General features: G+C 59.0%; 25 protein-coding genes and 1 tRNA gene. 19 read left to right on the plus strand and 7 right to left on the minus strand.

Translation table 11 applies throughout. The annotated features are described in order from the left end of the window. Window positions 1-74: 74 nt before the first annotated feature. Together Q8O35_RS06965 and Q8O35_RS06970 are read left to right on the plus strand one after the other, a co-directional pair. Complete coding sequence (locus tag Q8O35_RS06965) at window positions 75-1,841, plus strand: ABC transporter ATP-binding protein (RefSeq protein ID WP_371133103.1); 1,767 nt, start codon at window positions 75-77, stop codon at window positions 1,839-1,841. A 22-nt stretch (window positions 1,842-1,863) separates the two neighbouring features. After that, window positions 1,864-2,508, plus strand: coding sequence for a lysophospholipid acyltransferase family protein (locus Q8O35_RS06970; RefSeq protein ID WP_305571921.1), 645 nt, complete (start codon window positions 1,864-1,866; stop codon window positions 2,506-2,508). A gap of 83 nt (window positions 2,509-2,591) precedes the next feature. On the opposite strand, the gene gcvT is transcribed toward Q8O35_RS06970, so the two are convergent. Beyond that, window positions 2,592-3,677: a glycine cleavage system aminomethyltransferase GcvT gene (gcvT, locus tag Q8O35_RS06975; protein WP_305571922.1), complete on the minus strand. Its 1,086-nt coding sequence runs from the start codon at window positions 3,675-3,677 to the stop codon at window positions 2,592-2,594. A gap of 177 nt (window positions 3,678-3,854) precedes the next feature. On the opposite strand from gcvT, the gene Q8O35_RS06980 reads away from it, so the two are divergent. The 3 genes from Q8O35_RS06980 to Q8O35_RS06990 are packed head-to-tail and all read left to right on the plus strand — an operon-like array spanning window position 3,855 to window position 5,932. Further along, window positions 3,855-4,067, plus strand: coding sequence for a DUF6485 family protein (locus Q8O35_RS06980; RefSeq protein WP_305571923.1), 213 nt, complete (start codon window positions 3,855-3,857; stop codon window positions 4,065-4,067). Between the two features lie 6 nt (window positions 4,068-4,073). Next, window positions 4,074-5,108 (plus strand): rod shape-determining protein, encoded by a 1,035-nt coding sequence (locus Q8O35_RS06985; protein WP_305571924.1) that lies wholly within the window; start codon window positions 4,074-4,076, stop codon window positions 5,106-5,108. Next, on the plus strand, window positions 5,105-5,932 hold the full coding sequence (locus Q8O35_RS06990; protein ID WP_305571925.1) for an inositol monophosphatase family protein: 828 nt from the start codon (window positions 5,105-5,107) through the stop codon (window positions 5,930-5,932). The genes Q8O35_RS06985 and Q8O35_RS06990 overlap by 4 nt, the downstream gene beginning before the upstream one ends. On the opposite strand, the gene Q8O35_RS06995 is transcribed toward Q8O35_RS06990, so the two are convergent. Next, complete coding sequence (locus Q8O35_RS06995; RefSeq protein ID WP_305571926.1) at window positions 5,904-6,455, minus strand: NUDIX domain-containing protein; 552 nt, start codon at window positions 6,453-6,455, stop codon at window positions 5,904-5,906. The two genes, Q8O35_RS06990 and Q8O35_RS06995, sit on opposite strands and share 29 nt — an antisense overlap. Window positions 6,456-6,521: 66 nt before the next feature. On the opposite strand from Q8O35_RS06995, the gene rimI reads away from it, so the two are divergent. The 13 genes from rimI to Q8O35_RS07060 all read left to right on the plus strand — a co-directional run bounded on the left by rimI (window position 6,522) and on the right by Q8O35_RS07060 (window position 18,596). Next, window positions 6,522-6,989, plus strand: coding sequence for a ribosomal protein S18-alanine N-acetyltransferase (rimI, locus tag Q8O35_RS07000; protein WP_305571927.1), 468 nt, complete (start codon window positions 6,522-6,524; stop codon window positions 6,987-6,989). A gap of 47 nt (window positions 6,990-7,036) precedes the next feature. Further along, on the plus strand, window positions 7,037-7,792 hold the full coding sequence (tpiA, locus tag Q8O35_RS07005) for a triose-phosphate isomerase (protein WP_305571928.1): 756 nt from the start codon (window positions 7,037-7,039) through the stop codon (window positions 7,790-7,792). A 32-nt stretch (window positions 7,793-7,824) separates the two neighbouring features. Next, window positions 7,825-8,193 (plus strand): preprotein translocase subunit SecG, encoded by a 369-nt coding sequence (secG, locus tag Q8O35_RS07010; protein WP_305571929.1) that lies wholly within the window; start codon window positions 7,825-7,827, stop codon window positions 8,191-8,193. Between the two features lie 7 nt (window positions 8,194-8,200). Continuing rightward, a tRNA-Leu gene (locus Q8O35_RS07015) sits at window positions 8,201-8,287 on the plus strand. A gap of 602 nt (window positions 8,288-8,889) precedes the next feature. Then, complete coding sequence (locus Q8O35_RS07020; protein WP_305571930.1) at window positions 8,890-9,828, plus strand: NAD(P)-dependent oxidoreductase; 939 nt, start codon at window positions 8,890-8,892, stop codon at window positions 9,826-9,828. Between the two features lies 1 nt (window position 9,829). Beyond that, complete coding sequence (locus Q8O35_RS07025) at window positions 9,830-11,125, plus strand: HAD-IIIA family hydrolase (protein ID WP_305571931.1); 1,296 nt, start codon at window positions 9,830-9,832, stop codon at window positions 11,123-11,125. Beyond that, window positions 11,122-12,189 (plus strand): kinase, encoded by a 1,068-nt coding sequence (locus tag Q8O35_RS07030; protein WP_305571932.1) that lies wholly within the window; start codon window positions 11,122-11,124, stop codon window positions 12,187-12,189. Before Q8O35_RS07025 ends, Q8O35_RS07030 begins: the two co-directional genes overlap by 4 nt. 2 nt (window positions 12,190-12,191) lie before the next feature. Then, entirely contained in the window at window positions 12,192-13,163 is a 972-nt protein-coding gene (locus Q8O35_RS07035) for a thiamine pyrophosphate-dependent dehydrogenase E1 component subunit alpha (protein WP_305571933.1), read from the plus strand. A 5-nt stretch (window positions 13,164-13,168) separates the two neighbouring features. Further along, window positions 13,169-14,224 carry an alpha-ketoacid dehydrogenase subunit beta gene (locus tag Q8O35_RS07040; protein WP_305571934.1) on the plus strand — a complete coding sequence of 352 codons (1,056 nt, stop codon included), beginning with the start codon at window positions 13,169-13,171 and terminating at the stop codon, window positions 14,222-14,224. Next, window positions 14,221-15,150: a GDP-L-fucose synthase gene (locus Q8O35_RS07045; RefSeq protein ID WP_305571935.1), complete on the plus strand. Its 930-nt coding sequence runs from the start codon at window positions 14,221-14,223 to the stop codon at window positions 15,148-15,150. The genes Q8O35_RS07040 and Q8O35_RS07045 overlap by 4 nt, the downstream gene beginning before the upstream one ends. A gap of 25 nt (window positions 15,151-15,175) precedes the next feature. Further along, window positions 15,176-16,351, plus strand: a complete 1,176-nt coding sequence (locus tag Q8O35_RS07050) for a DegT/DnrJ/EryC1/StrS aminotransferase family protein (protein ID WP_305571936.1) — start codon at window positions 15,176-15,178, stop codon at window positions 16,349-16,351. Window positions 16,352-16,358: 7 nt separating this feature from the next. Continuing rightward, window positions 16,359-17,834, plus strand: coding sequence for a B12-binding domain-containing radical SAM protein (locus tag Q8O35_RS07055; protein WP_305571937.1), 1,476 nt, complete (start codon window positions 16,359-16,361; stop codon window positions 17,832-17,834). 57 nt (window positions 17,835-17,891) lie between these two features. Next, window positions 17,892-18,596 carry a glycosyltransferase family 2 protein gene (locus tag Q8O35_RS07060; protein WP_305571938.1) on the plus strand — a complete coding sequence of 235 codons (705 nt, stop codon included), beginning with the start codon at window positions 17,892-17,894 and terminating at the stop codon, window positions 18,594-18,596. A gap of 88 nt (window positions 18,597-18,684) precedes the next feature. Here the strand turns inward: Q8O35_RS07060 and Q8O35_RS07065 are convergent, their stop codons facing one another. Beyond that, window positions 18,685-21,243, minus strand: coding sequence for a hypothetical protein (locus tag Q8O35_RS07065; RefSeq protein WP_305571939.1), 2,559 nt, complete (start codon window positions 21,241-21,243; stop codon window positions 18,685-18,687). Window positions 21,244-21,498: 255 nt separating this feature from the next. Here Q8O35_RS07065 and Q8O35_RS07070 point away from each other — a divergent pair, with 255 nt between their 5' ends. Continuing rightward, window positions 21,499-22,149, plus strand: coding sequence for a TVP38/TMEM64 family protein (locus Q8O35_RS07070; RefSeq protein ID WP_305571940.1), 651 nt, complete (start codon window positions 21,499-21,501; stop codon window positions 22,147-22,149). 12 nt (window positions 22,150-22,161) lie between these two features. Here the strand turns inward: Q8O35_RS07070 and Q8O35_RS07075 are convergent, their stop codons facing one another. The 4 genes from Q8O35_RS07075 to Q8O35_RS07090 form a co-directional block, all read right to left on the minus strand. After that, window positions 22,162-22,575 carry a hypothetical protein gene (locus tag Q8O35_RS07075; protein WP_305571941.1) on the minus strand — a complete coding sequence of 138 codons (414 nt, stop codon included), beginning with the start codon at window positions 22,573-22,575 and terminating at the stop codon, window positions 22,162-22,164. A gap of 47 nt (window positions 22,576-22,622) precedes the next feature. Beyond that, on the minus strand, window positions 22,623-24,581 hold the full coding sequence (locus Q8O35_RS07080; RefSeq protein WP_305571942.1) for a hypothetical protein: 1,959 nt from the start codon (window positions 24,579-24,581) through the stop codon (window positions 22,623-22,625). A gap of 409 nt (window positions 24,582-24,990) precedes the next feature. Next, the gene (fsa, locus tag Q8O35_RS07085; RefSeq protein WP_305571943.1) at window positions 24,991-25,629 is read right to left on the minus strand and encodes a fructose-6-phosphate aldolase; all 639 of its coding nucleotides are present in this window, start codon (window positions 25,627-25,629) and stop codon (window positions 24,991-24,993) included. A 43-nt stretch (window positions 25,630-25,672) separates the two neighbouring features. Then, window positions 25,673-25,957, minus strand: coding sequence for a transcriptional regulator (locus Q8O35_RS07090; protein WP_371133104.1), 285 nt, complete (start codon window positions 25,955-25,957; stop codon window positions 25,673-25,675). Between the last annotated feature and the right edge of the window lie 13 nt (window positions 25,958-25,970).

Genomic DNA, 25,970 nt, shown 5'->3' on the forward strand with positions numbered 1-25,970 from the left:
CATTGCCAGCAAGCCCCGCACCCAGTACAGACAGTGCCGTGCGGAACGCACTTCAACCGAAACGGGAGCATTTTTTGTCCAAAGAAAAGGCCTTGCATTATTTCGGCAACAGGCATTTGATCCTGCGCTGCCTTGGCTACTTCATGCCCTTTAAGTTCAAGGTCATCGCGGCATTCCTGTCAATGTTCGTGGTTGCCGGGTGCACTGCGGCCATGGCCTATCTTGTCAAGCCAGCCATCGACCAGATCTTTGTGAACAAGGATGTGGAGGCCCTGAAGATCCTGCCGTTCATGATCATGGGCGTCATGGTGGCCAAATGCTGCTTCCGCTTTGTGCAGACCTATTTCATGAACAGCGTGGGCATGCGCGTCATTGAAGCGCTGCGCAATGATCTCTACGAAAAAATCATCGTTTTGCCCATGCGTTTTTACGAGCAGAGCCAGGTAGGCATGCTCATGTCGCGCATCCTCAATGATGTCGTTGAGATACGCAATAGCGTCCCTTCGCTGGTCATGCTCATTCGTGAAGTTTTCGAAGTGGCTGGCCTCATCGCCGTGGTGTTCTATCAGGATGCTGAATTAGCATTTTACGCTGTAGTCGTTGTGCCTGTTGCCGCTTATCCACTGGTATACTTCGGAAAAAAATTACGGAAACTGGGGCGCAAATCTCAGGCTGGCGTTGCCAACATCAACGTCTTTCTTCAAGAAAGTTTCAGCGGCATAAAAGTAATTAAGGCATTTGCCACGGAGCCGTTGGAAACAACCCGCTTTCGCGGGGCAAACAACAAGCTCATGAACCTCACAGTCAAGCAGGTGCTCAACAGCGAGCTGTCCTCCCGTGTCATTGACCTGCTGAGCTCCATCGGCATAGGCATGGTGGTCTTCTATGGCGGTATGCGCGTCATCGATGGTACAACAACCGCAGGCACATTCTTCTCGTTTATGGCTTGTATCATAATGCTTTATGAGCCAATCAAAAAAATTGACTCCTGCAATATGGACATTCAGCGTGCTCTGGCAGGTGCCGAGCGCGTGTTCGATATCCTTGATTCTCCGCATGTTGTGCGCGAGACCGGAGGCGCCAGCGAAGTGGAGCTCCCGTTCAGCACCCTTGAGTTCCGCAACGTGCAATTTACCTATCCCGCTGCCACGCGACCTGCGCTCGACGGCATCAGCCTCGACGTGCGCGCCGGGGAGCGAGTGGCCATTGTCGGCCCCAGCGGATCCGGTAAGACCACGTTGGTGCACCTCATTCCACGTTTCTACGACATCGACGGCGGCAGCATTCTGCTGAACGGGCGCTCCCTAACTGAGTATACTCTCAAGAGCTTGCGCCTCACTCAGGGCATTGTGTCCCAGGACGCCTTTCTGTTCGATTCTTCTGTGCGCGACAACATCGCTTACGGCCAAGCCGGATTCTCCCAGGATGCCATCGAGGCCGCCGCCAAGGCCGCTTATGCCCACGAGTTCATAATGGAGTTGCCAGAGGGGTACGACACTATCATTGGCGAGCGCGGCGCGCGGCTCTCTGGCGGGCAGAAGCAGCGCCTCACCATCGCCCGGGCCCTGCTCAAGAACCCGCCCCTGCTGATTCTCGATGAGGCAACCAGCGCCCTGGACACCGAGAGCGAGCGCATCGTGCAGTTGGCGTTGGAGAACCTCATGCGCGACCGCACCAGCATCGTCATCGCGCACCGTTTGTCCACCATCTTGTCTGCGCACCTCATTGTGGTCATGGAGGAGGGCAAGGTTGTGGCCCAGGGTAAGCATCACAAGCTGCTCGAAACCTGTCCGCTGTATGCGAAGCTGTACCAGATGCAGTTCGCCGACAGCTCCGCCTAGCCCGTTCACGCAAGGACAGACCATGCGCATCAACCCAAGCCTCATCAGCCCAGCCCTCACGGCTTTATACCGGGCCTGGGTGCGCAGCATCCGCTACGACGACCAAGGCGGCCTGCGCGAGACCGAGGCCGCCCTGGCCTCCGGCAGGCCGGTGCTGCTGGCCATTTGGCACGCGGAGCTGTTTGCGCTTACCGGCTATGGCCTGTGCCGTCTTTATAATCGCGTGGCAACAGTGGTCAGCGACAGCCGCGACGGCGAGATCATAGCGCAGGTGCTTGAGCGCATCGGCTACGGCACGGCGCGTGGCTCCAGCACTCGCGGTGGCCTAAAGGCCATCATCGCGCTCAAGCGGCACATGGACCAGGGCCGTATCGGCGTCATCACCGTTGACGGTCCGCGCGGCCCCCGGCACAAGGTCAAGGACGGGGCTGTGTATCTTGCCCACAAGACTGGCGCGCTGTTGATCCCAGTGCGCTCGCGTCCGTCGGCCAAGTATGTGTTCGAGCGTTCCTGGGACCAATTTGAGTTGCCCAGGCCCTTTTGCCGCTGCCCTGTCTATTTTGGAAATCCTCTTGAAATTGTTGCGGAAAAAACTACGCCGGAGATGCTGGCCCGCGAGGGCCAACGGCTGGAGCAGGCCCTCCACGCGACCCTGCCGCCAGAATAGTGCAGACATGGTTTTGCGGGACATCGCGCAAATGCGAAGGGGAGCCGAAGCTCCCCTTTTTTTATGCAGATTTGACTGTCTGGCTAGGCCAGCTTCATGCGCGCCGTGCCGTTCGGGTTGAAGGGCAGGGGAGACTTCTTCGCTTCCAGGTCGCCGCGCTGAGTGCGAACCAGGAAGTCCGTCTGCACTGCGTGGGCGTCGGCCACGTAAGCCAGCGCGACGCAATACCCCAGGGAGGGCGCAAAGGAGCCGCTGGTGACCATGCCCACCTGAGTGCCGTCGGGCAGGTGCAGGGTGTCGTAATGGCGCGCGCTGCGGCGGCCAGCCAGTACAAGCGGAATAAGCCGCTCGCGCACAGTGGCCAGAGCGGCCTGCCCTGTAAAAGGCTTCTGCTTGGTGATGAGCGCGCCGAATCCAGCCTCGGCCGGGGTGTGCTCGGTATCAAGATCCTGACCATAGAGGGGGTAGCCCATCTCCAGGCGCAGGGTGTCGCGCGCGCCGAGGCCAATTGGCTTCACCAGCGGGTGGGCGGCCAGCTTGTCCCACATGGCCGGGGTCATGGATGAGTCCAGGTACAGTTCGTAGCCCAGTTCGCCGGTGTAGCCGGTGCGGCTCACAATGAGCGGCGAGCCCTGCCAGGTGATGCGCTTGAAGTTGAAGTAGCCGGGGGAAACGAAGTCGGCACCCAGGATATCCTTCAGCACCTCGAAAGACTTCGGACCCTGCAAGTCGATTTTGCCTGTAGCATCAGAGATGTTGTTGAACTCCGGGCCCTTTGGCAACTGATTCTTGATCCATTCGAAGTCGCCGGCCTCGCACGCGCCGTTGACCACAAGCATGTAGTCGTCGGTGTCCAGGCAGTAGATGATGAGGTCGTCCTGCACACCGGCTTTTTCGTTCAGCAGGAAGCCGTACCTGCACTTTCCTGGGGCCAGCGTGTCCAGATCCTGGGTGACCACTGCGTTCAGGGCGTCTTTGGCTCCTGGCCCGCGCAGCGAGAATTCTCCCATGTGGCAGATGTCGAAGATGCCCGCGTTCTGTCGGGTGTGATTGTGCTCTGCGATGATGCCTTCGTACTGGATCGGCATGTCGAACCCGGCGAAGGCGGCCATCTTGGCTCCCTTGCCTTTGTGCCAGGCCGTGAGGGGGGTCATTTTCAAGATTTCCACAGCGTGCTCCTTATCGAATGATCTTGTGGACAACGTCTCCTTGCCACAATCTTCCGGGCAGCTCAATAATATTGAGCAGACGCGCTTGCCGCGGGTTAATCGCTACGAGAGCGCATGTTGACGCTTAAGGGGAATTTCTTTAAAAAAATCCGTGGCGGCAACGCCTGGAGGTTTTGCATGCGAAAGATTGACCAGTGTCCCCGTGTGGCTATCAATTCGAAATACTGCACCTGCACCCACGCCTCGTGCAGCAAGCACGCCTTGTGCTGTGAGTGCGTGCACTATCACCGGCTTCGCAGCGAGCTGCCTGCCTGTTTCTTTACCCCGGAAGAAGAAAAGACCTATAATCGCAGCGTTGAGTTTTTCATCCAGCGCCGGTCAGGCAAGTAGGCCATCATGTCGCTTCGACTGCGCAATCCGCTCAAGATGCTGCGCAGCAACGCTGTCGCCATTGATATCGGCACAGGCCAGACGCGCATCCTTTCGCCCAATGGCGAAGTGCTCTTGAATGAGCCCACTGTTGTGGCTTTGGAGCAAGGCACCTGTACTGTCATCGTCACCGGGACCGAAGCCAAGACATATTTGGGCAAGGCTCCGGACCGCATCAGCGTGGTGCGTCCCGTTGAAGCCGGCGGCATCATTGATTACGAAGCGGCGCGCGAGTTGCTGCGGCGTTTTCTGGCCCAGATTCTGCCTGACGATGGCGTACGCATTAAGGCCTGCGTCGTCGTCTCCCATGGGCTCACGGAGTTGGAGAAACGCACGATTCTGGACTGCTGCAAGGCCGCAGGGCTTTCCTCGGCCGATTTGGTGAGTGCGCCCCTTGCCGCCGCCGTCGGGGCTGGGCTCGACATCACCCAGCCCAAGGGACGGCTTCTCCTGGGCATCGGCGCAGGCGTGGCCGAGGCATCCGTGGTCTGCCTTGCTGATGTCGTCTATTCTGAAACCATCAAATGCGGCGGACTGGCCTTTCAGTCTGCTGTGGCTCAGCATCTGGCCGCTCAACACCAAATATCCATAGGCGAGAACATGGCCGAGCAGGTCACGCAGAGCTTGGCCTGCGCAGCGCCTTCTGACTCCTTAAGGGCCATGACCATCACCGGGAAATTTGCTGCCACAGGCACCCCTGTCGCCCTTGAGCTCACCCAGGCTGATCTTGCGGGAGCTCTTGCCGGACCACTGTCCGAGCTTGAAGCCTTGGTGCGCCGGGTCATGGAGCATGCTCCGGCAGAACTGGTGGCCGACATCGGAGAAACTGGCCTGCTGCTTTACGGCGGCGCGTCCCAGCTTTGTGGCCTGGACCGCTATCTGGCCGAACGCATCAAGCTGCGCACAGCCGTGGCGATGGAGCCGCATTTTGCCCCCGTGCGCGGCGCGGCCGCAGCCCTGCGGCCTGATCTGAGTTTTCGAAAAATCCTTCTGCGCAAATGACCACATCCTACGCAATATCCCCGGACCTTACCCCTGGCCTGTGCGTGCATATCGAAGCCGCAGTGCTTGAGACGGGGAAGCTCATTCGCGAGCATAACCGCCGTCCGCGCAACATCCGCTGCAAAACGAGCCTCAAGGATCTTGTCACCGAGACCGACGGAGCCGTGGAGTCCATGCTGCGTGAGAGTTTGGGCGCCCTTGTCCCGCAGGCGGCTTTTTTGGGCGAGGAGGGCAGCCCGGACCAGGGCCTCGACGGGCTGTGCTGGGTGGTTGACCCGCTGGACGGCACCACGAATTTCGCGCACGGAGTGCCCTTTATCGCCACTTCCGTTGCCTTGTGCATGAATGGCGAACCGTTGCTTGGAATTGTAAACCTGCCGCTTCTGGGCGAGGTTTTCGTTGCCGCTAAGGGGCAGGGCGCGCGCATGAACGGACAGGCCATCAGCGTTTCCGCCATTTCCGGGCTTGGTTCCGCCCTTGTGGCCACGGGCTTTCCCTACCGCATTGTGGACCATCGGGCGTCCATCCTGCGGCAGTTGGAATTGGCCATGCCCGCAACGCAAGGCGTTCGCAGGGCCGGGGCTGCTGCCTTGGATCTGGCCTTCGTGGCCTGCGGGCGCTATGACGGCTTTTTCGAGTTCGCGCTCAACCCCTGGGACACTGCGGCCGGGGTGTTGCTTATACAGGAAGCCGGGGGCCGCATAGGAACCATGCTCAGCCAGGAGCCCTATCGGTTGGGCGGGCCGGACATACTCGCCACCAATTCATTGCTTTTCGATCCCTTGCAGGACTTGCTCAAGGCCGCCGCCGCCACAATCCCTTGAGGCTCATGGCCTCGGCCAGCACCAGGAATTGGGTTGACACAAGCTCCCGGAAATCGCGCATCAAGCAGTCCAACTCTTCAGCCGAGAAACTGTACTCTCCGGCTTCGCGGTCCTGCCCGCCTGGTGCCACGGATTCCGGCCTGGTGAGGCTGAACACATGCAGGAATTCGTTGTTGTTCTCTGGCTGTGGTCGGAGTTCCAGGATGGGGCGCAGACGCTCGGCATGAATGCCGAGTTCCGCCTTGAGTGAGCGTGTGGCGGCGTCTTGAACCGCCTCTCCGGCCAGCACAGGTCCGCGGACAGGAACATCCCAGCGGCTTGGCCTGCCGCTTACCGATGCGGCGCGCCTGCGCAAGGCGAGGCGCCCCATTTCGTCGAAAAGCAGAACAGCCACAGTTCGGTGACAAAGCTTTTGACGCGCCACGTCTGTTGCGGGCAGCATCGCCACCACGCGGCGCGCAGCGTCGAGAACCTCCACAAGTGGAGCAGAGGTCGGAGCGGTCATCTTATCAATGGTGGCCATGGCAACTTTGGTGTTCAAAGGTTTTGAGCGTTCCGCGCAAACAACTGATAGCAGGACACGGCCTGGATGCAAACCTGGAACTGCGAATTTCTTGGGGTGGATGATATCGCTGGGGTCATGGACCTTGAGCGCATGTGCTTCCGCACCCGTTGGACCCGAGAGCAGTTCCTGCTTGGATTGGACCGCCGCGCCTTCCGCATTCTTGGAATTCATGAGCGCGGAGTGCTGGTGGCTTATGTGGCCTTCTCGCTCATCGCCCAAGAAATGGAGATCATGAACATCGCAACGCATCCGTTTTACCGCCGCAAGGGTCTGGCCAGGCGGCTTCTTGCCGAGGTGCTAAACATTTGCCGTTGTGAAAACGCCTTGCAAGGATTCCTTGAGGTTCGACGTTCCAACGTGGGCGCCATTGACCTTTACGAAAAATTCGGGTTTATCCAAGTGGGCACGCGCAAGAATTACTATCCAGATAATAATGAAGATGCGCTGTTGTATCGGCTGGATTTTTCGCCCATTGTGAGCGGACCAGCATAAGGAACTCGAGCCGGGGCGCATGCCGCCTCGACACCGGAGCTTAGCCCATGATTAAACTTTTCGCGGCCAACTGGAAGATGCACAAGACTCAGGCTGAAGCACGCCAGACAGTTGAGGATTTGCTCCGGCTATCTGCGGTGGACCTTCCCGTCGGGCGAGAAGTGCTGGTCATTCCGCCTTTTACGGCGCTGTCCGCCACGGCTGCTGGTCTTGCTGGCGCCGAGCGCTATCACCTGGGCGCACAGAATTTCTATCCTGCCGACCACGGCGCGTTCACGGGTGAAGTGTCACCCGCCATGATTCGGGACGCAGGCGCCTCTTTCGCACTCACTGGGCATTCGGAGCGTCGTCATGTGCTTGGCGAGAGCGACTCCTTCGTTGGGCAGAAGACCTCATTCGGTCTTGCAGCCGGGCTCAAGGTTATACTCTGCGTGGGCGAGAAAATTGAGGAACGCGAAGCCAGTAAACTGGCCGAAGTACTAACCCGGCAGATTTCCCTAGGGCTTGCGGATGTTCCCAAGAATATTGCTCCGGAGACGCTCTCGGTGGCATATGAGCCAGTCTGGGCCATTGGCACGGGGCTGGTTGCCGGCCCTGCGGAGATACTGGAAGCTCACGCTTTGGTGCGTGCGCTTCTTGAAGACGTTTTCGGCTCCGTTGCCCGGGAAATGCGCATTCTGTATGGCGGAAGCGTGAAGCCCGACAATGCCTCTGAGATCATTGCGCTTGACAATGTCGACGGTGTGTTGGTAGGAGGCGCGAGCTTGAAGGCTGACGACTTCAGCCGCATCGTTCTTGCTTAAAGGACGCACAGGCATCACGCGAGGAGAAAGCGTTGCAAACCCTTGTTCTGACCATTCATATTTTGACTTGCGTTTTTCTGGTGATTTTTGTGCTTCTGCAGTCCGGGCAGGAGGGCATGGGGGTCATATTTGGCGGTGGCTCCGGCTCCGTCTTTGGCAGCACTGGTGCTGGCGGATTGCTTGTACGCGTCACCGCTGTGCTGGCGGCCATATTTCTCACCACCTCTCTTGCATACAATGTCTTGACAAAGCCTAGTGCTTTGGGTGATAGTGCTTTGATGACGCAGGGCGCAGCTGGAATTGCTGTTCCTGCTCCGGCTCAAGCTCCTATCCCTGGCGGCGTCTCTTTTGAAGAGAAAGCTTTGCCAAAGCAGGGTGAGCCTGCTGCTGATCAGAAATAAGACCCTTGCCGGGGTGGTGGAATTGGTAGACACGCTACTTTGAGGTGGTAGTGGGAGAAATCCTGTGGGGGTTCGAGTCCCCCCTTCGGCACCATGTTTTTTGGAAGGAGATTGGCCTCAGGCCGATCTCCTTTTTTTTGTTAAGTTCTGGGGAGCAAGCGAGCCTGGGCGTGTTGGCGCAGGGTAAGACGTGGCGTAAGTTTCGCTTGATGGTTGCGCACATCAGCAGGCCTGGGCATGCAGACCTTTAGGGCTTTTCGGTTACCTCAAATCTGCTGTTTGGATGATTCACTGGCGAGGGGTTGCGGTGGTTCAACACCTGTCTGAATCTGTTGTTCTTCGTCAGTTTCTGGCATATTCATTCTGTTTCACATCAACCGCTTCGTCGAAAGTCTTGGCAAGGTTTGAGACCATGAATTGCCCCCGAGCATTGTGGGGGGGAATTGTTTTCGGCGGTGCGCCGAAGCATTGCGTTGAGCGGCCCCATGGGCTAAGTTTTCAAGGACCGCCTTGTTGTTTGTTGGCCTGAACCACTTGGGCTCCAACGCGTGGTCTAAGTTTCTTATGTCGTTCACTTAGACTTCCAAGTACAGGGCCTGCGGTTGATGCCATGGGCATGTCCCATGAGCATTTTGCACTAGACCTAACACCCGCCCCCAAACCTTACGCGGACGCGGAAAACGTATGGAGAATATGATGGCAAAGAAGGTTTTTGTCACCGGCGGCGCCGGCTACCTTGGCTCCACCCTGGTCCCCCAGCTTTTGGAAAAGGGTTATGAGGTCACTGTCCTGGACAACCTTATGCATGGCCAGCATGTGTTGCTTGAATGCTGCGCGTATAAGGGCTTCGAGTTCGTCAAGGGCGACATCTGCGACCATGCGCTCATCAACGGCCTCATCGCCAAGCACGACGTGATCATCCCCTTGGCCGCCATCGTCGGCGCTCCTGCCTGCAAGCTTAATCCGACTCTGACCGACATGGTGAACCGCGAGGCGCACCTGAACATGGTCAAGGCCACGAGCAAGGACCAGCTGGTGATTTTTCCCACCACAAATTCCGGGTACGGAATTGGCGAGAAGGACGCCTACTGCACCGAGGAGTCGCCCCTGCGCCCCATCTCCTCTTACGGTGTCACCAAGGTGGAGATTGAGAAGGCCTTTCTGGACAAGGGCAGCGCCATCACCTTCCGCCTGGCCACGGTGTTCGGCATGAGCCCGCGAATGCGCATGGACCTCTTGGTGAACGATTTCACCTACCGCGCCTTCAAGGACAAAAGCGTCATCCTGTTCGAGGACCACTTCCGCCGTAATTACATCCATGTGCGCGATGTGGCCAAGGCCTTCATGTTCGGCATGGACAACTACGCCAAGATGAAGGGCCAGGCCTACAACGTGGGCCTTTCCTCCGCCAACTTGACCAAGCGCCAGCTGGCCGAGAAGATCAAGCAGTACGTGCCCGACTTCTACATTCACTCCGCCGCCATTGGCGAAGACCCGGACAAGCGCGACTATCTGGTGAGCAACGACAAGATCGAGGGTCTTGGCTGGACCCCGGACAACTCCCTGGACGACGGCATCGTGGAGCTCCTCAAGGGCTACAAGATCCTGAAGCCCAACCGGTTCGCCAACGTCTAGCATGCCTGGTTTCGACGCAGTAACGGCGTACATTCTGGCAGGCGGGTTCGGCACCCGCCTGCGCCAGGCTGTGCCCGACCGACCTAAGGCTTTGGCCGAGATTCTTGGCCGGCCGTACATCTATCATCTGTTGGACAGCCTGGCGCGCTTCGGCCTTCGGCGCGTGGTGCTCTGCACCGGGCACATGGCCGAGATGCTGGAGGCCTCGCTCGGAACCACATACCGTGGCATGGAGCTTTTGTTTTCCCGAGAAGAAGAGCCCCTTGGCACTGGCGGCGCGCTGCGTCTCGCCATGGACCGCCATCCCTCGGAGCTGGCTTTATGCATTAATGGGGACTCCCTCACAGACGCGGACCTGGGCGAGTACCTCGCCTGGTTTGCCCAGCGTGACGAAGCCGGGGCGCTTCTGCTCGTGCCTGTTGAGGACGCTGCGCGGTATGGCAGCGTGGCCACGGCTGCGTCTGGCCGCGTAAGCGGCTTTACGGAAAAAGGGCAGGGCGGCGCTGGCTGGATCAGCGCGGGCATCTATCTGCTCAAGCCGAGTTGCATGGCGGATATTTCCCCCGGACAATGTGCTTCCATTGAGCACGACGTGTTTCCGGATCTGACTGACCGGGGTGCCTTGTGCGCCTACCGGGCTCAGGCCCGGTTTTTGGACATCGGCACGCCGGAGTCCTACGCGGCAGCGGGGCGGTTTTTGCTTGGGCAGGAGACTGGCGTTTGCGCGCTTCAACCCGCAGTGTTTTTGGACCGTGACGGAACGGTCATCGTTGAGAAGAACTACCTGCACGATCCTGCCGGAGTGGAGCTTCTTCCCGGCGCGGCAGAGGGCATGCGCCGCATGAGCGGCCTGGGCCTTCGGCTTGTGCTTGTGAGCAACCAGTCCGGCGTTGGCCGGGGGTACTTTGGCCGCGAGGCTGTGGAGCGGGTGCATGGGCGGCTCATCGAACTGCTGGAAGCAGAAGGCGTCAGATTGGACGGGCTGTACGTGTGCCCGCACGCGCCAGATGAGGCCTGTGGTTGCCGCAAACCATTGCCGGGGCTCATTGAACGCGCCAGCCACGAGCTTGACCTGGACCCTACGCTGAGCTTCGTCATCGGCGACAAACCTTGCGACATTGATTTGGGTCTGGTAGTGAACGCCACGACATTTCTTGTCACCACGGGCTATGGCGCCGCGCACGCCGCAGCGGAGGGCTGTCGCCCGCACCATGTGACTGCGAGCCTGCTCGAAGCCGTAAACATCATCGAACCCATCCTGGTCGCGCGCACCATCGGCGGCGTGGAGCACATATGATCATCTGCAGAACCCCGTTTCGTGTCTCGTTCTTTGGCGGCGGCACCGACTATCCCGGCTGGTACCGTGAGCACGGAGGCCAGGTGCTTTCCACCGCCATCGATAAGTTCTGCTACATAACGCTGCGCTATCTTCCGCCGTTTTTCGAGCACAAGATCCGCGCGGTCTATTCCAAGATCGAGCAGTGCCAGAACCTGGACGAGATCAAACACCCGGCCATCCGCGAGACCCTGCGCTTCATGAACTTCGACCGCAGCGTGGAGATCCACCACGACGGCGACCTGCCGGCCAGAAGCGGCATGGGGTCGAGTTCCTCGTTCACCGTAGGCCTTTTGCACGCCCTGTACGCTTTGCGTGGCCAAATGCCCAGCAAGGAGCAGCTGGCCCGTGAGAGCATCCAGATCGAGCAGGACCTGATCAAGGAGACCGTTGGCTCCCAGGACCAGTGCGCCGCAGCCTATGGCGGCTTTAATCACATTATTTTCCACCGTGACGGCGAAATCGAGGTGCGTCCCCTGACCCTGTCCCGCTCGCGCCTGACGGAGCTTTCCGACCACCTGATGCTGTTCTACACCGGCATCATGCGCACGGCCTCAGATGTTGCCGACACCTACGTTGAGAACCTTGGCGCCAAGGAAGCGCTGTTGAACACCATGCACAGCATGGTGGATGACGGCATCAAGCTGCTCCAGAACAACCGCTGCATTTGCGGCTTTGGCGAGCTTTTGCATGAGGCCTGGAAGGCCAAGCGCTCCCTGAGCCCGAACATATCCAACGGCGTGGTGGACGATTTTTACGCCCGTGCCCAGGAAAACGGAGCCATCGGCGGCAAGCTCATTGGCGCTGGCGGGGGCGGTTTTCTGCTGCTTTTTGTCCCGCCATCGGCGCGTGAACGGGTGCGCGAGGAGCTCTCCGAACTTTTGCACGTGCCCTTCACCTTCTGCCGCCACGGCAGCCAGATCATCTTCTATGAGCCGCAGACGGCGGATTACCGCCAGAGCGAGCGCGACCGCAGGAACCGCTCCATCCAGCCCTTCCGGGAAATCGGAACGCTGAAGGATTAGCCATGCCTCTGACCACCAAAGCGCGACTCCAGTTGTTTCGCACCATGCTGCGCATCAGGCGCGTGCAGGAGCGCATCGAATCCGAATACATGAAGGATGAGATGAAGACTCCGGTGCATCTGTACATCGGCCAGGAGGCCATCGCCAGCGGCGTATGCTCTAGCCTGCGCGATGACGACGCCATCAACAGCAATCATCGCAGTCATGGCCATTATTTGGCCAAGGGCGGCGACCTGAACGCCATGATGGCTGAGCTGTTCTGCAAGAGCACGGGCTGTTCCAGGGGGTACGGCGGCAGCATGCACCTGGTGGATGTGGCCCACGGCAACATGGGCACTTCCGCCATCGTGGGCGGCGGCATTCCCATCGCCACCGGACAGGGGCTTGCCTTCCAGATGCAGAAGCTCGACCGCGTGAGCGCAGTCTTTTTCGGCGACGGTGCGGCCGACGAGGGCACGCTCTACGAATCCGTGAACTTCGCCATGCTGAAGCAGCTGCCCGTTGTTTACGTCATGGAGAACAACGGCTGGGCCGTATGCTCGCCCACGGCCACGCGCCATTGCGGCGACAACGTGTTCCACAAAGGCGCTGGCGACCGGCTCTTCACCGCCAAGATTGACGGCAATGACCCGGAGCTGGTGTTCGACACTGCTGAGAAGGCTGTGGCGCATGCGCGCTCGGGCCAGGGGCCAGCGTTCATCGAGTGCGTGACCTACCGCATTTTGGGACACGCGGGCTGTCTGCAGCAGGACCCCAAGGGCTACCGCGACCCGGCAGAGATCGAGCTGTGGCGCGAGCGCTGCCCGGTGTGCACGTACCAGCGAAAACTGCTGGAACTCGGCGTGCTTTCGCATTCTTTACTGACTGAACTCGAGGCGGTGATCTCCGCCGAAATTGACGCGGCTTTCGAGTTTGCGCGCACAAGTCCGCTGCCCACTGCGGATGTCCTGCACAACCATCTTTTCTGCGAGTAGTCACCATGCCCTGGTCGCGCATCAAACCGGACACCAACGAGCCTGATTTTTCCAACGACGTCCTTCTCGACAACAAGGCTGGCCGCCGCATCGCCTACGCCGAGGCATTGAATGAGGCCCTTTTCCAGGCGCTTTCGCTGGACCCGCGCGTGTTCGTCATGGGCCAGGGAGTGGACGACCCCTCGGGCATGTTCGGGGCCACTCGGGGTCTGCACCTCAAATTCGGCGCGGACCGCGTGTTTGATACCCCCCTGGCCGAGACGGCCCTTTCCGGGGTGGCCGTGGGCGCTGCCCTTGGCGGCATGCGCCCGGTTTACTTCCACAACCGTCCGGATTTCTTGCTGCTCGCTATGGACCAGTTGGTGAACCACGCGGCCAAGTGGCACTACATGTTTGGCGGCGCGGCCTGCGTGCCCCTGGTTTTCTGGGCCTGCGTGGGCCGGGGCTGGGGCTCTGCTGCCCAGCATTCCCAGGCTCTGCAGGGGCTGTTTATGCATGTGCCAGGGCTTAAGCTCATCATGCCCGCCACATGCTTCGACGCCAAGGGGCTCATGCTCTCGGCCATCGCGGACAAGAACCCCGTGCTCATCATCGACCACCGCATGAATTTCAAACAGCGCGGCCTGGTTCCGGAAGAGCCCTACACCGTGCCCATCGGCAAGGGAGTCATCCGCCGCAAGGGGCGGGATGTCACGGTGGTAGCCATCTCGCACCTGGTGGCTGAGGCCTATGCCGCCGCACAGGAGCTGGCCGAGGAAGGCATTGAGGCGGAAATCATCGACCCGCGCACCCTGCGCCCCCTGGACGAAGAGCTGATTCTCGAATCCGTGGCGCGCACGGGTCGTCTCGTGGTGACGGACACCGGCTGGAAGACCGGCGGCGTCACAGCGGAGATTGGGGCCATGGTGGCCGAAAAGGGATTTGCAAGCCTGAAAGCACCCATCGTGCGCGTGTGCAACCCGGATCTGCCAACGCCCAGCGGCTACACTCTGGAGCGTGCCTATTACATCGGCAAGGACGACATCAAAGCGGGCATAGTGAAGGCGGTGCGCGGCTCATGAGCTCGGTCAGCCGCAAAGTTTTCGTGGCCGGGGGCTCCAAGGCCCTTGGCTCGGCCATTCTTCGCGCCTTCGCAGCAGCAGGGCAAGCGGGCTTTGCCGGTGTCGGCGATTCTGAACCTGACTTGCGCGACCAGCAGGCCGTGGACGCCTTTTTCGAGGCCGAGCGCCCGGACTGGGTGGTCTACGCCGCAGGCAAGGCGGGCGGCATCGGCCTGAACCGCCGCGCCCCGGCGGACCTGATTCTGGACAACCTGCTTTGCGCCACCCACGTGATCCATGCGGCCCAGCGCTTTGGCGCACAGAAGCTGCTCTACCTCGCTAGTTCCTGCGTGTACCCCAAGGACGCGGCCCAGCCCATCCGCGAAAACAGCATGTACAGCGGCCCGCTGGAGCCAACCAATCTGGCCTATGCCTCGGCCAAGCTGGCGGGGCTTGAGCTGTGCCGTGCCATGCGCCAGCAGTTCGGCGTTGATTTCAATATCGCGGTGCCTACCAATTATTTCGGCCCGGGCGACGACTTCAGCCCGGAGAACTCCCACGTGGTGGGCGCGCTCATGGCGCGCATGCGCTCGGCGCGGGCTGTTGGTGACCCGGAGCTTTCCATCTGGGGTACGGGCAAGGCCCGGCGCGAGTTTCTCTACGTGGACGATGTTGCCCATGCTGCTGTGTTCCTCATGCAGGGCCACAGCTGGGACGGCCCCCTGAACATCGGCTCCGGCTCGGCTGTGTCTATAGCGGAACTGTCGCAGATGCTTAAGGAAATCACCGGCTATGCCGGGCAGCTGACGTATGACGTCACCAAACCCGACGGCATGCCCGTGAAGGTGCTGGACTCCTCGCGCCTGGCTGGCCTGGGCTGGGCGCCCAGGGTGGACTTCGCCCAAGGCCTGCGCCTGACCTACGACTGGTACCTGAATCAAAAATAATCGCAAACATACCGGAGAAATAGCCATGGGTTTCAAATGGCCGTTGATGGAAGACAACGTCACCCGCCAGGACCTGGACGTGCTCATCGAGTTCTTGCAGGGCATGCCGCGCCTCACCCAGTCCGCCAACGTGCGCGCTCTGGAGCAGGAATGGTCCCAGTGGCTTGGCGTGAAGCACAGCGTGTTTGTGAACTCCGGCGCCTCGGCCAACCTCATCACCATGGGCGCACTCAAGCACCTGTTTGGCGGAGGCGAGGTCATCGTGCCCACCCTCACCTGGGTGTCGGACATCGCCAGCGTGTTGCAGAACGGATTCACGCCGGTCTTTGTGGACATCAATCCGCGCAACCTGTGCATGGACGAGGATCAGGTCATCGCTAAGCTGAACAGCAACACCCGCGCGGTGTTTCTAACCTACGTGCAGGGCTTCAACGGCCTGTCAGACCGGTTGCTGGCCGAGCTTGAGCGCCGCAACATCCCACTCATCGAGGACGTGTGCGAGTCCCATGGTGCCACCTTCAAGGGTCAGCGCCTGGGCTCCTTTGGCCTGGCGTCCAACTTCTCCTTTTATTTCGCTCATCACATGAGCACTGTCGAAGGCGGAATGGTGTGCACCAATGACGATGCGTTTTATGACGCCATCCGCATGTTCCGCTCCCACGGCATGGTGCGCGAGGCTGAAAGCCCTGAGCTGCGCGCGCGCTACGCGGCCGAGAACCCGGAACTCTCGCCGGACTTCATCTTCGCCTTTCCGGCATTCAATGTCCGCTCAACCGAAATCAACGCCGTGCTGGGCAGAAGCCAGCTCAAGCGCCTGGACTCCTGCAACGAGCGCCGGCGCGAGAACTTCGAGCTGTTCCTCAAGCACATTGATTCGGGCAAATATCGCACTGACTTCGACCTTGAAGGCAGCTGCAACTACGCCTTCAACCTGGTGTTGAACAAGCCCGATGTGGCCTTGCGCGAGCGGCTGGAAACCAAAATGCGCGAAAGCGGCATCGAGTTCCGGCGCGGCAGCGCTGGCGGCGGCAACCAGCTGCGTCAGCACTATCTGAAAGGCATCGTTCCCGATGGCGAGTTTGCCAAATACCCGGAAGTGGAGCACATTCACTTCTTCGCCTATTACATCGGCAACTACCCGACCCTTGAGGCCGCACGCATTGTCGAGCTCTGCCAAGTGCTCAACTCGGTGGAAGGGTAGGGGGACCATGGCCCGCACGCCAGACGTCCTGTTCATCAAACCCGGCAGCCAGAAACAGCTCTACGGCAACCTGTCGGACTACGATCTGACGGCCATAGAGCCTCCGCTTTGGGCTGGCATTCTGGGGGGATACCTGCGCGGCCAGGGCTATGGCGTTGAGATTCTTGATGCCGAGACCGACGGGCTGGGTTGGAACGAGGTGGCGCAGGCCGCTGTAGATCGAGGCGCGCTTTTGACCGTGGTCATGGCCTCGGGCCACAACCCATCAGCTTCCACCATGAACATGACGGGCGTGGGCGCCATAGCGAAACGCATCAAGGAACTGGCGCCGCAGGCGGCCCTGGCCCTTACAGGCCTACACATCAGCGCCTTGCCGGAACGCTCCCTGCGCGAGGAGGCCGCTGACTTCGTCATCCAGGGAGAGGGACTGCGCACCCTGCCGCCGCTCATCGACGCGCTCAAGGCTGGCGTCGATTCCTTCAAGGGCATTCCCGGCCTCTGGTGGCGAAAGGACAGCCAAATCATGCCCGGCTCCATGCCGGAAATGTGGGCTGACCTGGATACGCTGCCCATGCCCGCCTGGGACCTTCTGCCCATGGAGCGCTACCGCGCCCACAACTGGCACTGCTTTGACGACGTGACGCGCCGCCAGCCTTACGCTACGCTGTACACCAGCCTGGGCTGCCCGTATCAGTGCTCGTTCTGCTGCATCAACGCGTTGTTTGGCGAACACCGCCTGCGCTCGCGCGGGGTGGATGCGGTCATGGCTGAGATCGACTTTTTGGTAAACACCTACGGCGTGCGAAACATCAAGATCATGGACGAGCTGTTCGCGGTGAATGAGAAGCGCGTGCTTGAACTGTGCGGCAAGATCGCCAGCCGAGGCTATGACCTGAACTTCTGGGCCTACGCCCGGGTGAACACAGTGTCCGAGCGCATGCTGGAGTCCATGAAAAAGGCTGGCGTCAACTGGATTGCTTATGGGTTCGAGTCCGGCAGCAAGCGCGTCATCGAAGACGTTACCAAGGGTTACAAACTGGACAACGTGCTGCGCGTGGCCAAGATGACCTACGACCAGGGACAGCACATCTGCGCCAATTTCATCTTCGGCCTGCCGGAGGACGACTACGACTCCATGCAGGAAACCTTCGCGCTCATGCAGGAGATCAACGCCGAGTGGTCCAATATTTACTCGGCCATGGCTTATCCCGGCTCCAAGCTCTATGACGACGCGGTGGCGCAGAACCTGCCCCTGCCTGCAACCTGGAACGGTTTTTCGCAGTACAGCCCAGATTGCCTGCCTTTGCCCACCAAACATCTTTCGGGCGGCCAGGTGCTCTCCTTCCGCGACTATGCCTTTGACGCCTACTACAAGAATCCGCGCTACCTCTCCATGATCCGCGCCAAGTTCGGCCTGGACACCATGCTCCATATTGTGAAGATGGCCGAGAAGGGGCTGGACAGGGACAACGCCGTCATATAGCTTCCCCACGCCCGCTTGGGCTGCCATACATCCTGCACACCCTGATAGAGAGCCCCTATGAAGACGACACTTCTGGTCATGACGCTCAATGAAATCGAAGGCATGAAGGCAATCATGCCGCGCATCAAACGAGAGTGGGTTGACCAGATCATCGTGGTCGACGGCGGCTCCACAGACGGCACCATCGAGTGGTCCCGAGAACAGGGCTACCAAGTGTATGTGCAGAAGCAACGCGGCTTCCGCCATGCCTATGAGGAAGTCATGCCCCTGGTTGAGGGCGATGTGCTCGTCACCTTCAGCCCGGACGGTAATTCTGTGGCTGAGCTGCTGCCAGACCTCATCAACAAGATGAAGGAAGGTTATGACATGGTCATTGCTTCGCGCTACCTTGGACCGGCCAAGAGCGCGGACGACGACATCGTCACCGCCTTCGGCAACTGGCTGTTCACCAGGACTGTGAACATCTTGCACGGCGGGAAATACACAGACGTCATGGTCATCTATCGCGCCTATAAAAAGCAGTTGGTGTATGATCTCGACCTTGTGGGTGATGCGGCCTACAGCCTGCCGGAAAAACTTTTTGGCACAAAGATCAGCTGGGAGCCGCTTTTGTCCTGCCGTGCCGCCAAGCGCAAGCTCAAGATCTCTGAGATTCCCGGCGACGAGCCGCCGCGCATTGGCGGTGAGCGCAAACTACAGGTGTTGCGTTGGGGCGCGGCCTACTACTTCCAGTTCCTGCGAGAAGTTGTCTGGTGGAAATAGTTCGAAGCTGAGCATTGCACAGAATGTTCAAACGGCCGCTCTGGTGACAGGGCGGCCGTTTTGCGTTGTGGCAAACTAAGGCACAGACTTAAAAGCGGCGGAGGAAGTTGCGGGTCCAGCAGGCCACCAGAAAGCCGAGAACAGGAATGGTCGCTAGTGCGTAGGGAAAGCTCTCCGCCTGCGGACCTTTTTGCTTTCCGTAAACGAAAAGCGCGAAGGCCAGTGTCCAGACAGCCGCAGTGGCCGTGCCGGTAAGCAGACAGGCACGCCATGTGGGCAGGGCGGAGCAGAGGAGAGGGGTTGGCTCATCCTTAAGCGTCGAAATATTGCCGCCTACGCCCCAGAACACACCGCAGAACATGAGACCAAGACCAAAGGCTGAGGACAAATTGAGCCACCATATGAGCGGGTTCGAGTAAGTCAAATCCATGAGGAATGGGCCAGGCTCATCAATGAACACGCCCGTGAAGGCATGGTTTGCGCGGAAAGTGGGCAGAACCTTGCCGCCAGGGAGCACGGCTTTCCAGTTGGGATCGAAGTTGTTGGCCATAACAAGCACGCATGGGCGCTCGGCCAAGCCCTTGATGCGGATTTTGTCCGGCGACCAGGACACTATATGCGCAGCACCGATGGACAGGCCGCTTTCTGGGACATAGCGTTGCAGCGGCGCAGGGGGCGGGAAGCCCCGGACATCCTCTTGCAGCAGGAACACCTGTCTTTGCAGGACAGGAAGCTCTGACTGGCCAAGAGCTTCCAGAACCTCCTGGCGGGAGGATCGGAACGTCGGTTCGGCCAAATACACTCGCGGAAGAGGGTCCTTGAGCTCGTAAATATAGAGGGGCAGGGCGAACCTGTCCCGCAAGCCTAGTGGCGTCAACAGTTCGGAGCTTTCGCCGAACCCGGGTGATAGAACAGGCAAGGCGGCCACGCTGCTCATGTCTGTCATTTCGCGTGAGGCCACGACGTGTGTCACGTTCAAGGCGCGCAATGCGTTCCAGTTGAAATCAGCCACGGAACGCGGTGGGGCCTTGCTCAGCACCCAGGAGCGCTGATCAAGGTCAACGCGAATCCGCGTGAGGTAGAGTTGACGCCAAAGGTTGTCAAACGCCTGTATTTGCATAGGGTTGGCAAACTGAGGACGGATAGCCTCACGCACGACTTCCTTATAGTACTTGTTGAACAATGGGGACTTGCCGCCGACGGTGTCTAATCCAAGATTCTGGGCCACCACCGGATGCACGTCGACGCAGGCCACACGGAATGGCCTTTCAGGGGACTTCGTCGCCATGGCGGCAAGGTCTTGATGCCCCAGCATTCCTTGGGCGTACGGGGCGAACATTCCGCTGGTCATATTTTGCTGGCGCACAAGCATGGCCATGGCCGCAAGGCAAATCATGAGGGCGATGGCCGGTCGGTTAATGCGGATCTGAGGCGTACCGGAATTGTGGCGCTTTGCGCGCATGAGAGCCACGGCGGCAAGCCCAGCTCCAAGGATGGCCACGTAGGTCAGCACCTTGTGAGCCGCGCCGAGCAGCGGCAGGGCGGCCACAACCGCAAGCACCCAAGGCCAGCGGATGCCCGCATCGGATTCAGCCAAGGCGTCCAGCACCTGGCTGGCGATCATCGCACCGACGATGCCAAGGCAGGTGGCGAACATGAACAGGTCCATCTTGAGCAGGAAGCTCCCGTGGAACAGCCCTTTGAGATCACAGGTAAATGCTCCAGCAACCAGCAGCATAACCAAAATGAACGCGTAGCAGACGCGTACCTTCTGCTTGGTTAGCAGCGGCAGGCCAAGCAACAAGATCGGAATCAACTGCTGATCGGCCAATCTGCCTCGCAACCACCGGAGATAGTCAAGCAGCGCGGGTCCAAGGCCTGTAAAGCTGAAGTCCCACTCTCGCTGAGTGTAGGGGATGTATAAGAATAGGCTTACAATGGATGGGACGAAGAGCAGAACATATCCGGTCCAGATGATGAACACGCCGGCCACTTGTCGGCGGAAGTCCGGCAGGTGTCGCCCCAGGAACAGCACCAGCGCCAGATGAAAAATCGGGAAATGCGGTAACGTGAGCACCGGAAAAGAGAACAGGCTCGCCAGAGCGATGAAGCTGGCGGCTCTGAGTTTGGTCGAACGCGGGGTTTCACGTCTGAATAGCTCCACGCACCAGACGAAAACCGCTGGAAATGCGTAAGGCATGACGAAGTGGACGTTGCCGCTGATCCAGGTGAGTGAATAGAGCACCGCGACCACAAAAGCGCTGCGGCGCGATGCTCCGAGGAGCAGGGGCAAGAAGCGGTAAATGCCGTATCCGGCCAGGAACATTTGACTGATGTTCCACAAAAGCGAGAGCAGCCACAACGGCAGCACGCCTGCTAGAAAAACAGCCGGATGCCAGGGCGGATGCTGGCCCACAAAGCTGGGAACCCCGCCCGCATGAAACGGATACCAGCTAAAGGGACCGTACTCGGCCCACAGCCTCCACATGGACTGAAAATGCGCGAAATGAACTTCCAGACTGTCGTAAATGTCGATGGAGGCCAGCGGCCCAAGGAGAATCTTGTCAGCGTAGCACAAGAGGGCCAAGCCGAGCAGAAGCAGTATGTCTTTTTGATCGGGCCGGAGTGTGAGCCGCGCTATCGCCATGAAATTAGAGTCCCCTGAATTCGTTTATGCAGAATTGCCGTGACGGAGTCTGTCCAGGCTTTACGAGTCCGAGGCAGTTGGTATAGGACTACGACGCCGTGTGCAATATGGCAGCCGCGCATAAGTATCCGCATTTTGCGATAATCCGCCACACCTCGGGATCAGATGACTTCAATGCAACCTTCCGCTCAGGATAAAGGAACGCGACACGGCTTCGGCACGGCACGACGCGTCGTGCTCATACTTATGTTCGTTGTGTTCGCCAGCATCGCTTGGCGGCTCTGGGACCAGGACATGCTGACTTCCGGGGGCGTCATTGAGGCTGCCAAAGCTCATCCTGTGTTGGCCCCGCTTGTTTTTGTTGCGGCCTACGCCCTCGCGATGTTGTTCATGCTTCCCACCCTGCCTTTGAACATCGGGGCTGGCTTTCTTTGGGGCGCGGCTTTTGGCGCCGTGTACGCCTTGTTGGGAAGCACCCTTGGCGCGATCCTGGCATTTTCGTTCGCGCGATCGGCCTTTGGCCAGCCTTTTGCCCGGGGCTTCAATTCCCGGTTTTTACAGCGCCTCAGCTCAAGCCTGGAAAAAGGACAGTGGAAGGTGGTGGCGTTTGTACGGCTGAACCCGGCGGTGCCAACCAGCGTAATTAACTTTTTACTCGGCCTCACGTCCCTGCGATTATGGACCTACGTTTGGGGGACCTTCGTGTTCTCCGCTCCGTTGTGCTATGCCTTTTCCTACTTGGGTCAGCTTACCGGCGGCTTCATTCTCGACGGCGATACTGGACGGCTGGTGCGGCTGGTGGCAGTGACCCTCGGGCTTGGCCTTTTCCTGATGGTCGGCAAGCAGGTACTTGGTCGAGGCAAGACGCAGGATGTGGCCGCCGAAAGCGACGGCCAGCAATCCTGACATTTTATCATATCAGCATGTTGCAAGCGACTTGAGGCACTTTTTGCTGATCATTTCCGGATGCGCCTCCACGCAGGCCAGCAGATCTTCATAGATTTGCTGCACTGTGGCCACGGGCACACTCTCCGCAACAAACACAATTGGCGAATCAGCCTCGAACAGGGGCCACCAGGGCTTGTTTTCCAAGTGTTGCCAAGCCCCACGCTTGCCGTGGGCAAAAACGCCATGCTTGGACTGCACAGTGACCTGGAAGCCCTCATATCCCATGACGTCGTCTAAAAGAGCAGCCGGTGCGGAGCCATGAAGCGAACTGGCTTGAATAGAAAAGAAGAAAATGTCGCCTATTTCAAGATCCTGAAACCAGCGCTCGCCAGTCTCGTCATTCCTCATGTCGTCCTTGAGCAATTTGCGAAAATCCTCTGCCATGTTCGACTCCTGGGTGGAAGGATGGTTCGTTCGTGCTTGGGCGAATTTTAGAAAGGATATACAGGCTCACCGCTTTCCTTCTTTGCGGGCTTGCCAGATTTAGCCTCCAAGGCGCTCAATCTGTTTTTGGCGGCTTCCTGGGCTTCCTTGGTTTCCGCCGTGGCTATGACGGACTTGAGCAGCTTCTTGGCAGTCTCGAAGTTCCCCTTGATTTCATAAATCATGGCCGAGCGGTACATGGCCACAGTGGGCCACATGGGTTCTTGTGGGTACTGATAGGCTAAGCGAAGGTAGTAATCCAGTGCTGCATCATAATTGCGAAGCGAATGCTCGCCTTCACCCATCCAGAAGAGAATTTCAGCCTGCAAGGGCCGGGGCATTTTGTCGTGCTGGTCCCAAAGGATCTGCAACTGCTTGCGTCCGCCTTCGAAATCGCCCTTGAGTTGCAAGAAGGTGGCGATATCAAGGCGAGATTTGGCGTCCATGTCAGAACCGAATCCAAGCATTTCCTGATAGGTGGCGAGGGCCAGCTCATCCTTACCGCTTTCGCGCTCCATCTTGGCCTTGAGCCCAAGTCGTGCGATTGTGCGCTTTTTGTCAGTTGACAGCGTCGACATCCGAGACAGGTATGCTTCCGCCAGTTGGAAGGAGCGGTTTTCCACAGCCCTCTGCGTCAGATAAGTCAGGCAGTCATACCCGTACCCGGTATCTGGGAACAGGAAGGCGGAGCGGCGGGCAAGTTCAGGCCCGGCGCCGGTTGCCCAGCGAGCCTGCCAGTCCGCAAGAACGAGCAGTCTGTCGAGCGGCCATACCTTGTTTACGTTGCTGTTTTTCCCAACTTCCATTTTGGTCCAGAACGGTGCCTCCCCAGCCAGGGGGGAGCCGGTGCCGCCAGCGGCCAGCAGGGCTGAGAGGGCAGGGGAGAGCTTCCCCGCCGCGCCGATCTCCTGAGGAAGAAGCGTCTTCATGTCCTCTTGGAACAATAGTCCGCCAGCCACACGCAAGCAGATGGGAAGTTTCCTCTTGTCCAAGCCATTCCATATCTCGCGTGCGGCGTCGACGTTGCCGTCCTCAAGACAAAGAATGAATTTGAGCGATCGCAGGAGCCGGGACATTTCTTCCGAGAGAAGTAATGATTGCAGCTCCTTGTCTACGGCCTCCTGTGCCTCGGCCTTGGACAGCTGAGCGAGGTTGGTCTTGAACCGGGTCCAAGATGGGGTCGAGCTCCCCAGAAACCACTCCTCGCGGTTGCCTGCGTACGGAGCGAGAAGATTCGCGTTCCAGAATCCTGCGGCCTTGGCGTAGCCGGCAGCGCCCAAGGACTTGGCGTCAGGGGATTTGCCGGTGTTCAGGAAGGCGAGCAAGGAGGTCCAGAAGTCGCGCAGGGCAGGCACGGAAACTCCAGCCAGAAAACCCTTGGCCCGATCGTAGTCCTCAAGGCTGGCAGCAGCAACAGCCTGGGCAATGAATTGGCGGTCTGCGGCGCTCACTGCGAGCAGCCCGTCCCTAGAGGCCTTTTCGGTTGATTTGGTCTGGACGGTTGATTCCTCGCCAGTGGCAAGGGCCAGCGCCTCTTTGGATTTGACCCAGAAATTCTCCTGTCCCCAGGCGGTTTCAGCCTGGCTCAGAAGAGTTCGCAGTGTCTGCTCCAGCGCGTCGCGCGAGGCGGAAGGATTGCCGACAAAGGCCCAGAACTGCCTGCGCCAAACGTCAACCCACAAAGCTTCAAGGCCCGACTCGGTGGAGAGCTTAGCCTTAATTTGCTTGGCATCCATAAGCTTTGCCGCATGGCTGTACCAGATCACAGCTTTGTAGGGATCACCAAGGGCGCGGAAGGCATTGCCGCCAATCCACAGGCGTTGGGTCTCCAGCGCAGGATCTTCAAAGGGCGGCTGTGCCTCGATGAGGGCGAGGGCTTGCTGGGGAGCGCCTTGCAACAGTTGGGCTTCGGCCTGTTTCAAGGTCGAGCCGCTGGCTTCATCCGCAGGATCATCAGCGGGCTGCACGATGCGATCATATGCACCATACTTTTTGAGCCATTGTTCATATGCTGCTTCGGTGGCGGCAGGCTTGTTGGACTTTGTTTCAGTCGCTGGCTGTTTTGCTGCGGCTTTTTTGGTAGGGCCGGCAAAGGCGCTGGCATGTAGCGCCATCATGGACACCATGACCAGTGAACCAATCAGCAAACGGGGCGTTACGACACAACAGAACTGTTTCTTCATTAGCGCAAGGCCTCAATCGTGTAAGCGTCTTGCGGGTTTTGCGCAGGACGGCCAAAGTTAATTACGATCCGGAAGAAATTGCCACAGAACCCTCAGGAAGGGAAGATGCGTGGCCGTCACCAGTCTGAAAGTTTACATAATTTACATTATGAGACAGGGTGGTGCGGCGAATCAGCCATTGGTGCGGAAGACGTTAGCGCGTGGCCCAGTCGTTCATGAACTTAGCCAACCCTATGTCGGTTAGTGGGTGCTTCGCCAAGTCAAAAAGTACGGGGAGCGGGATTGTTATTGCGTCTGCGCCAAGAATGGCCGCTTGAAAGAAATGGTTGGTGTGCCGTATGCTCGCCGCGAGCACCTGCGTGGAAAGGTCGTAGTTGCGGAACACGGTCATAATGTCTTGGATGACTTGCATGCCATCCTGTCCGATGTCGTCAAGCCGACCAATGAACGGACTGACGTAGGTCGCACCGGCCTTGGCGGCAAGCAGGGCTTGGTTTGGGGAGAACACCAGAGTTGCGTTGGTGTCAATGCCCTGATTGTGCAGTTCAGATATGGTTTTTAGCCCCTCAAGGGTCATGGGCACCTTGATGACGATGTTTGGGGCGATCTTCACAAGATCACGGGCTTCGGCGAGCATGGCCTGAGATTCAGTGCTGATGACCTCAACGCTCACAGGTCCATCGATTTCTTTGCAAATCTGGCGGACGATCTTCTTCCAATCGCCTTTTTCCTTGGACAGGAGGCTTGGATTGGTGGTGACGCCCTCAATAGTCCCTAAGGCCTTTGCCTGCCGGACCTGATCGATGTTGGCGCTGTCCAGAAATATTTTCATTGGACCCTCCGCCTAGGCGCGCGGCCTATGGCAAGTGGAAAGCTTAGGCCTGCCCGCCTCCGTTCTCACCTTCAATGCGCGCCAAGTACTTTTCACGGCAGTCGTAGGAACAGAAGTTCAGCAAAACATCGCCCTGGCGTACGCGGATGTCGCTGTTTTTGGAAACATAGGCGCCGCAGACAGGGTCCTTGACCATCTCGCCTGAAGCCACGAGATCCTCTTTCTTTTCTTGCGCCTTGGTCTCTTTCCAGCGCTTGTCGCCGACGAAAAGCTTCCAGACCACAAATGCGCAGATAGCCAGAATAAGAAGTTTGGTCACGCTCATCATGGGATTTGTCCTT

Source organism: Humidesulfovibrio sp., from assembly GCF_030689645.1.
Taxonomy (GTDB): domain Bacteria; phylum Desulfobacterota; class Desulfovibrionia; order Desulfovibrionales; family Desulfovibrionaceae; genus Humidesulfovibrio.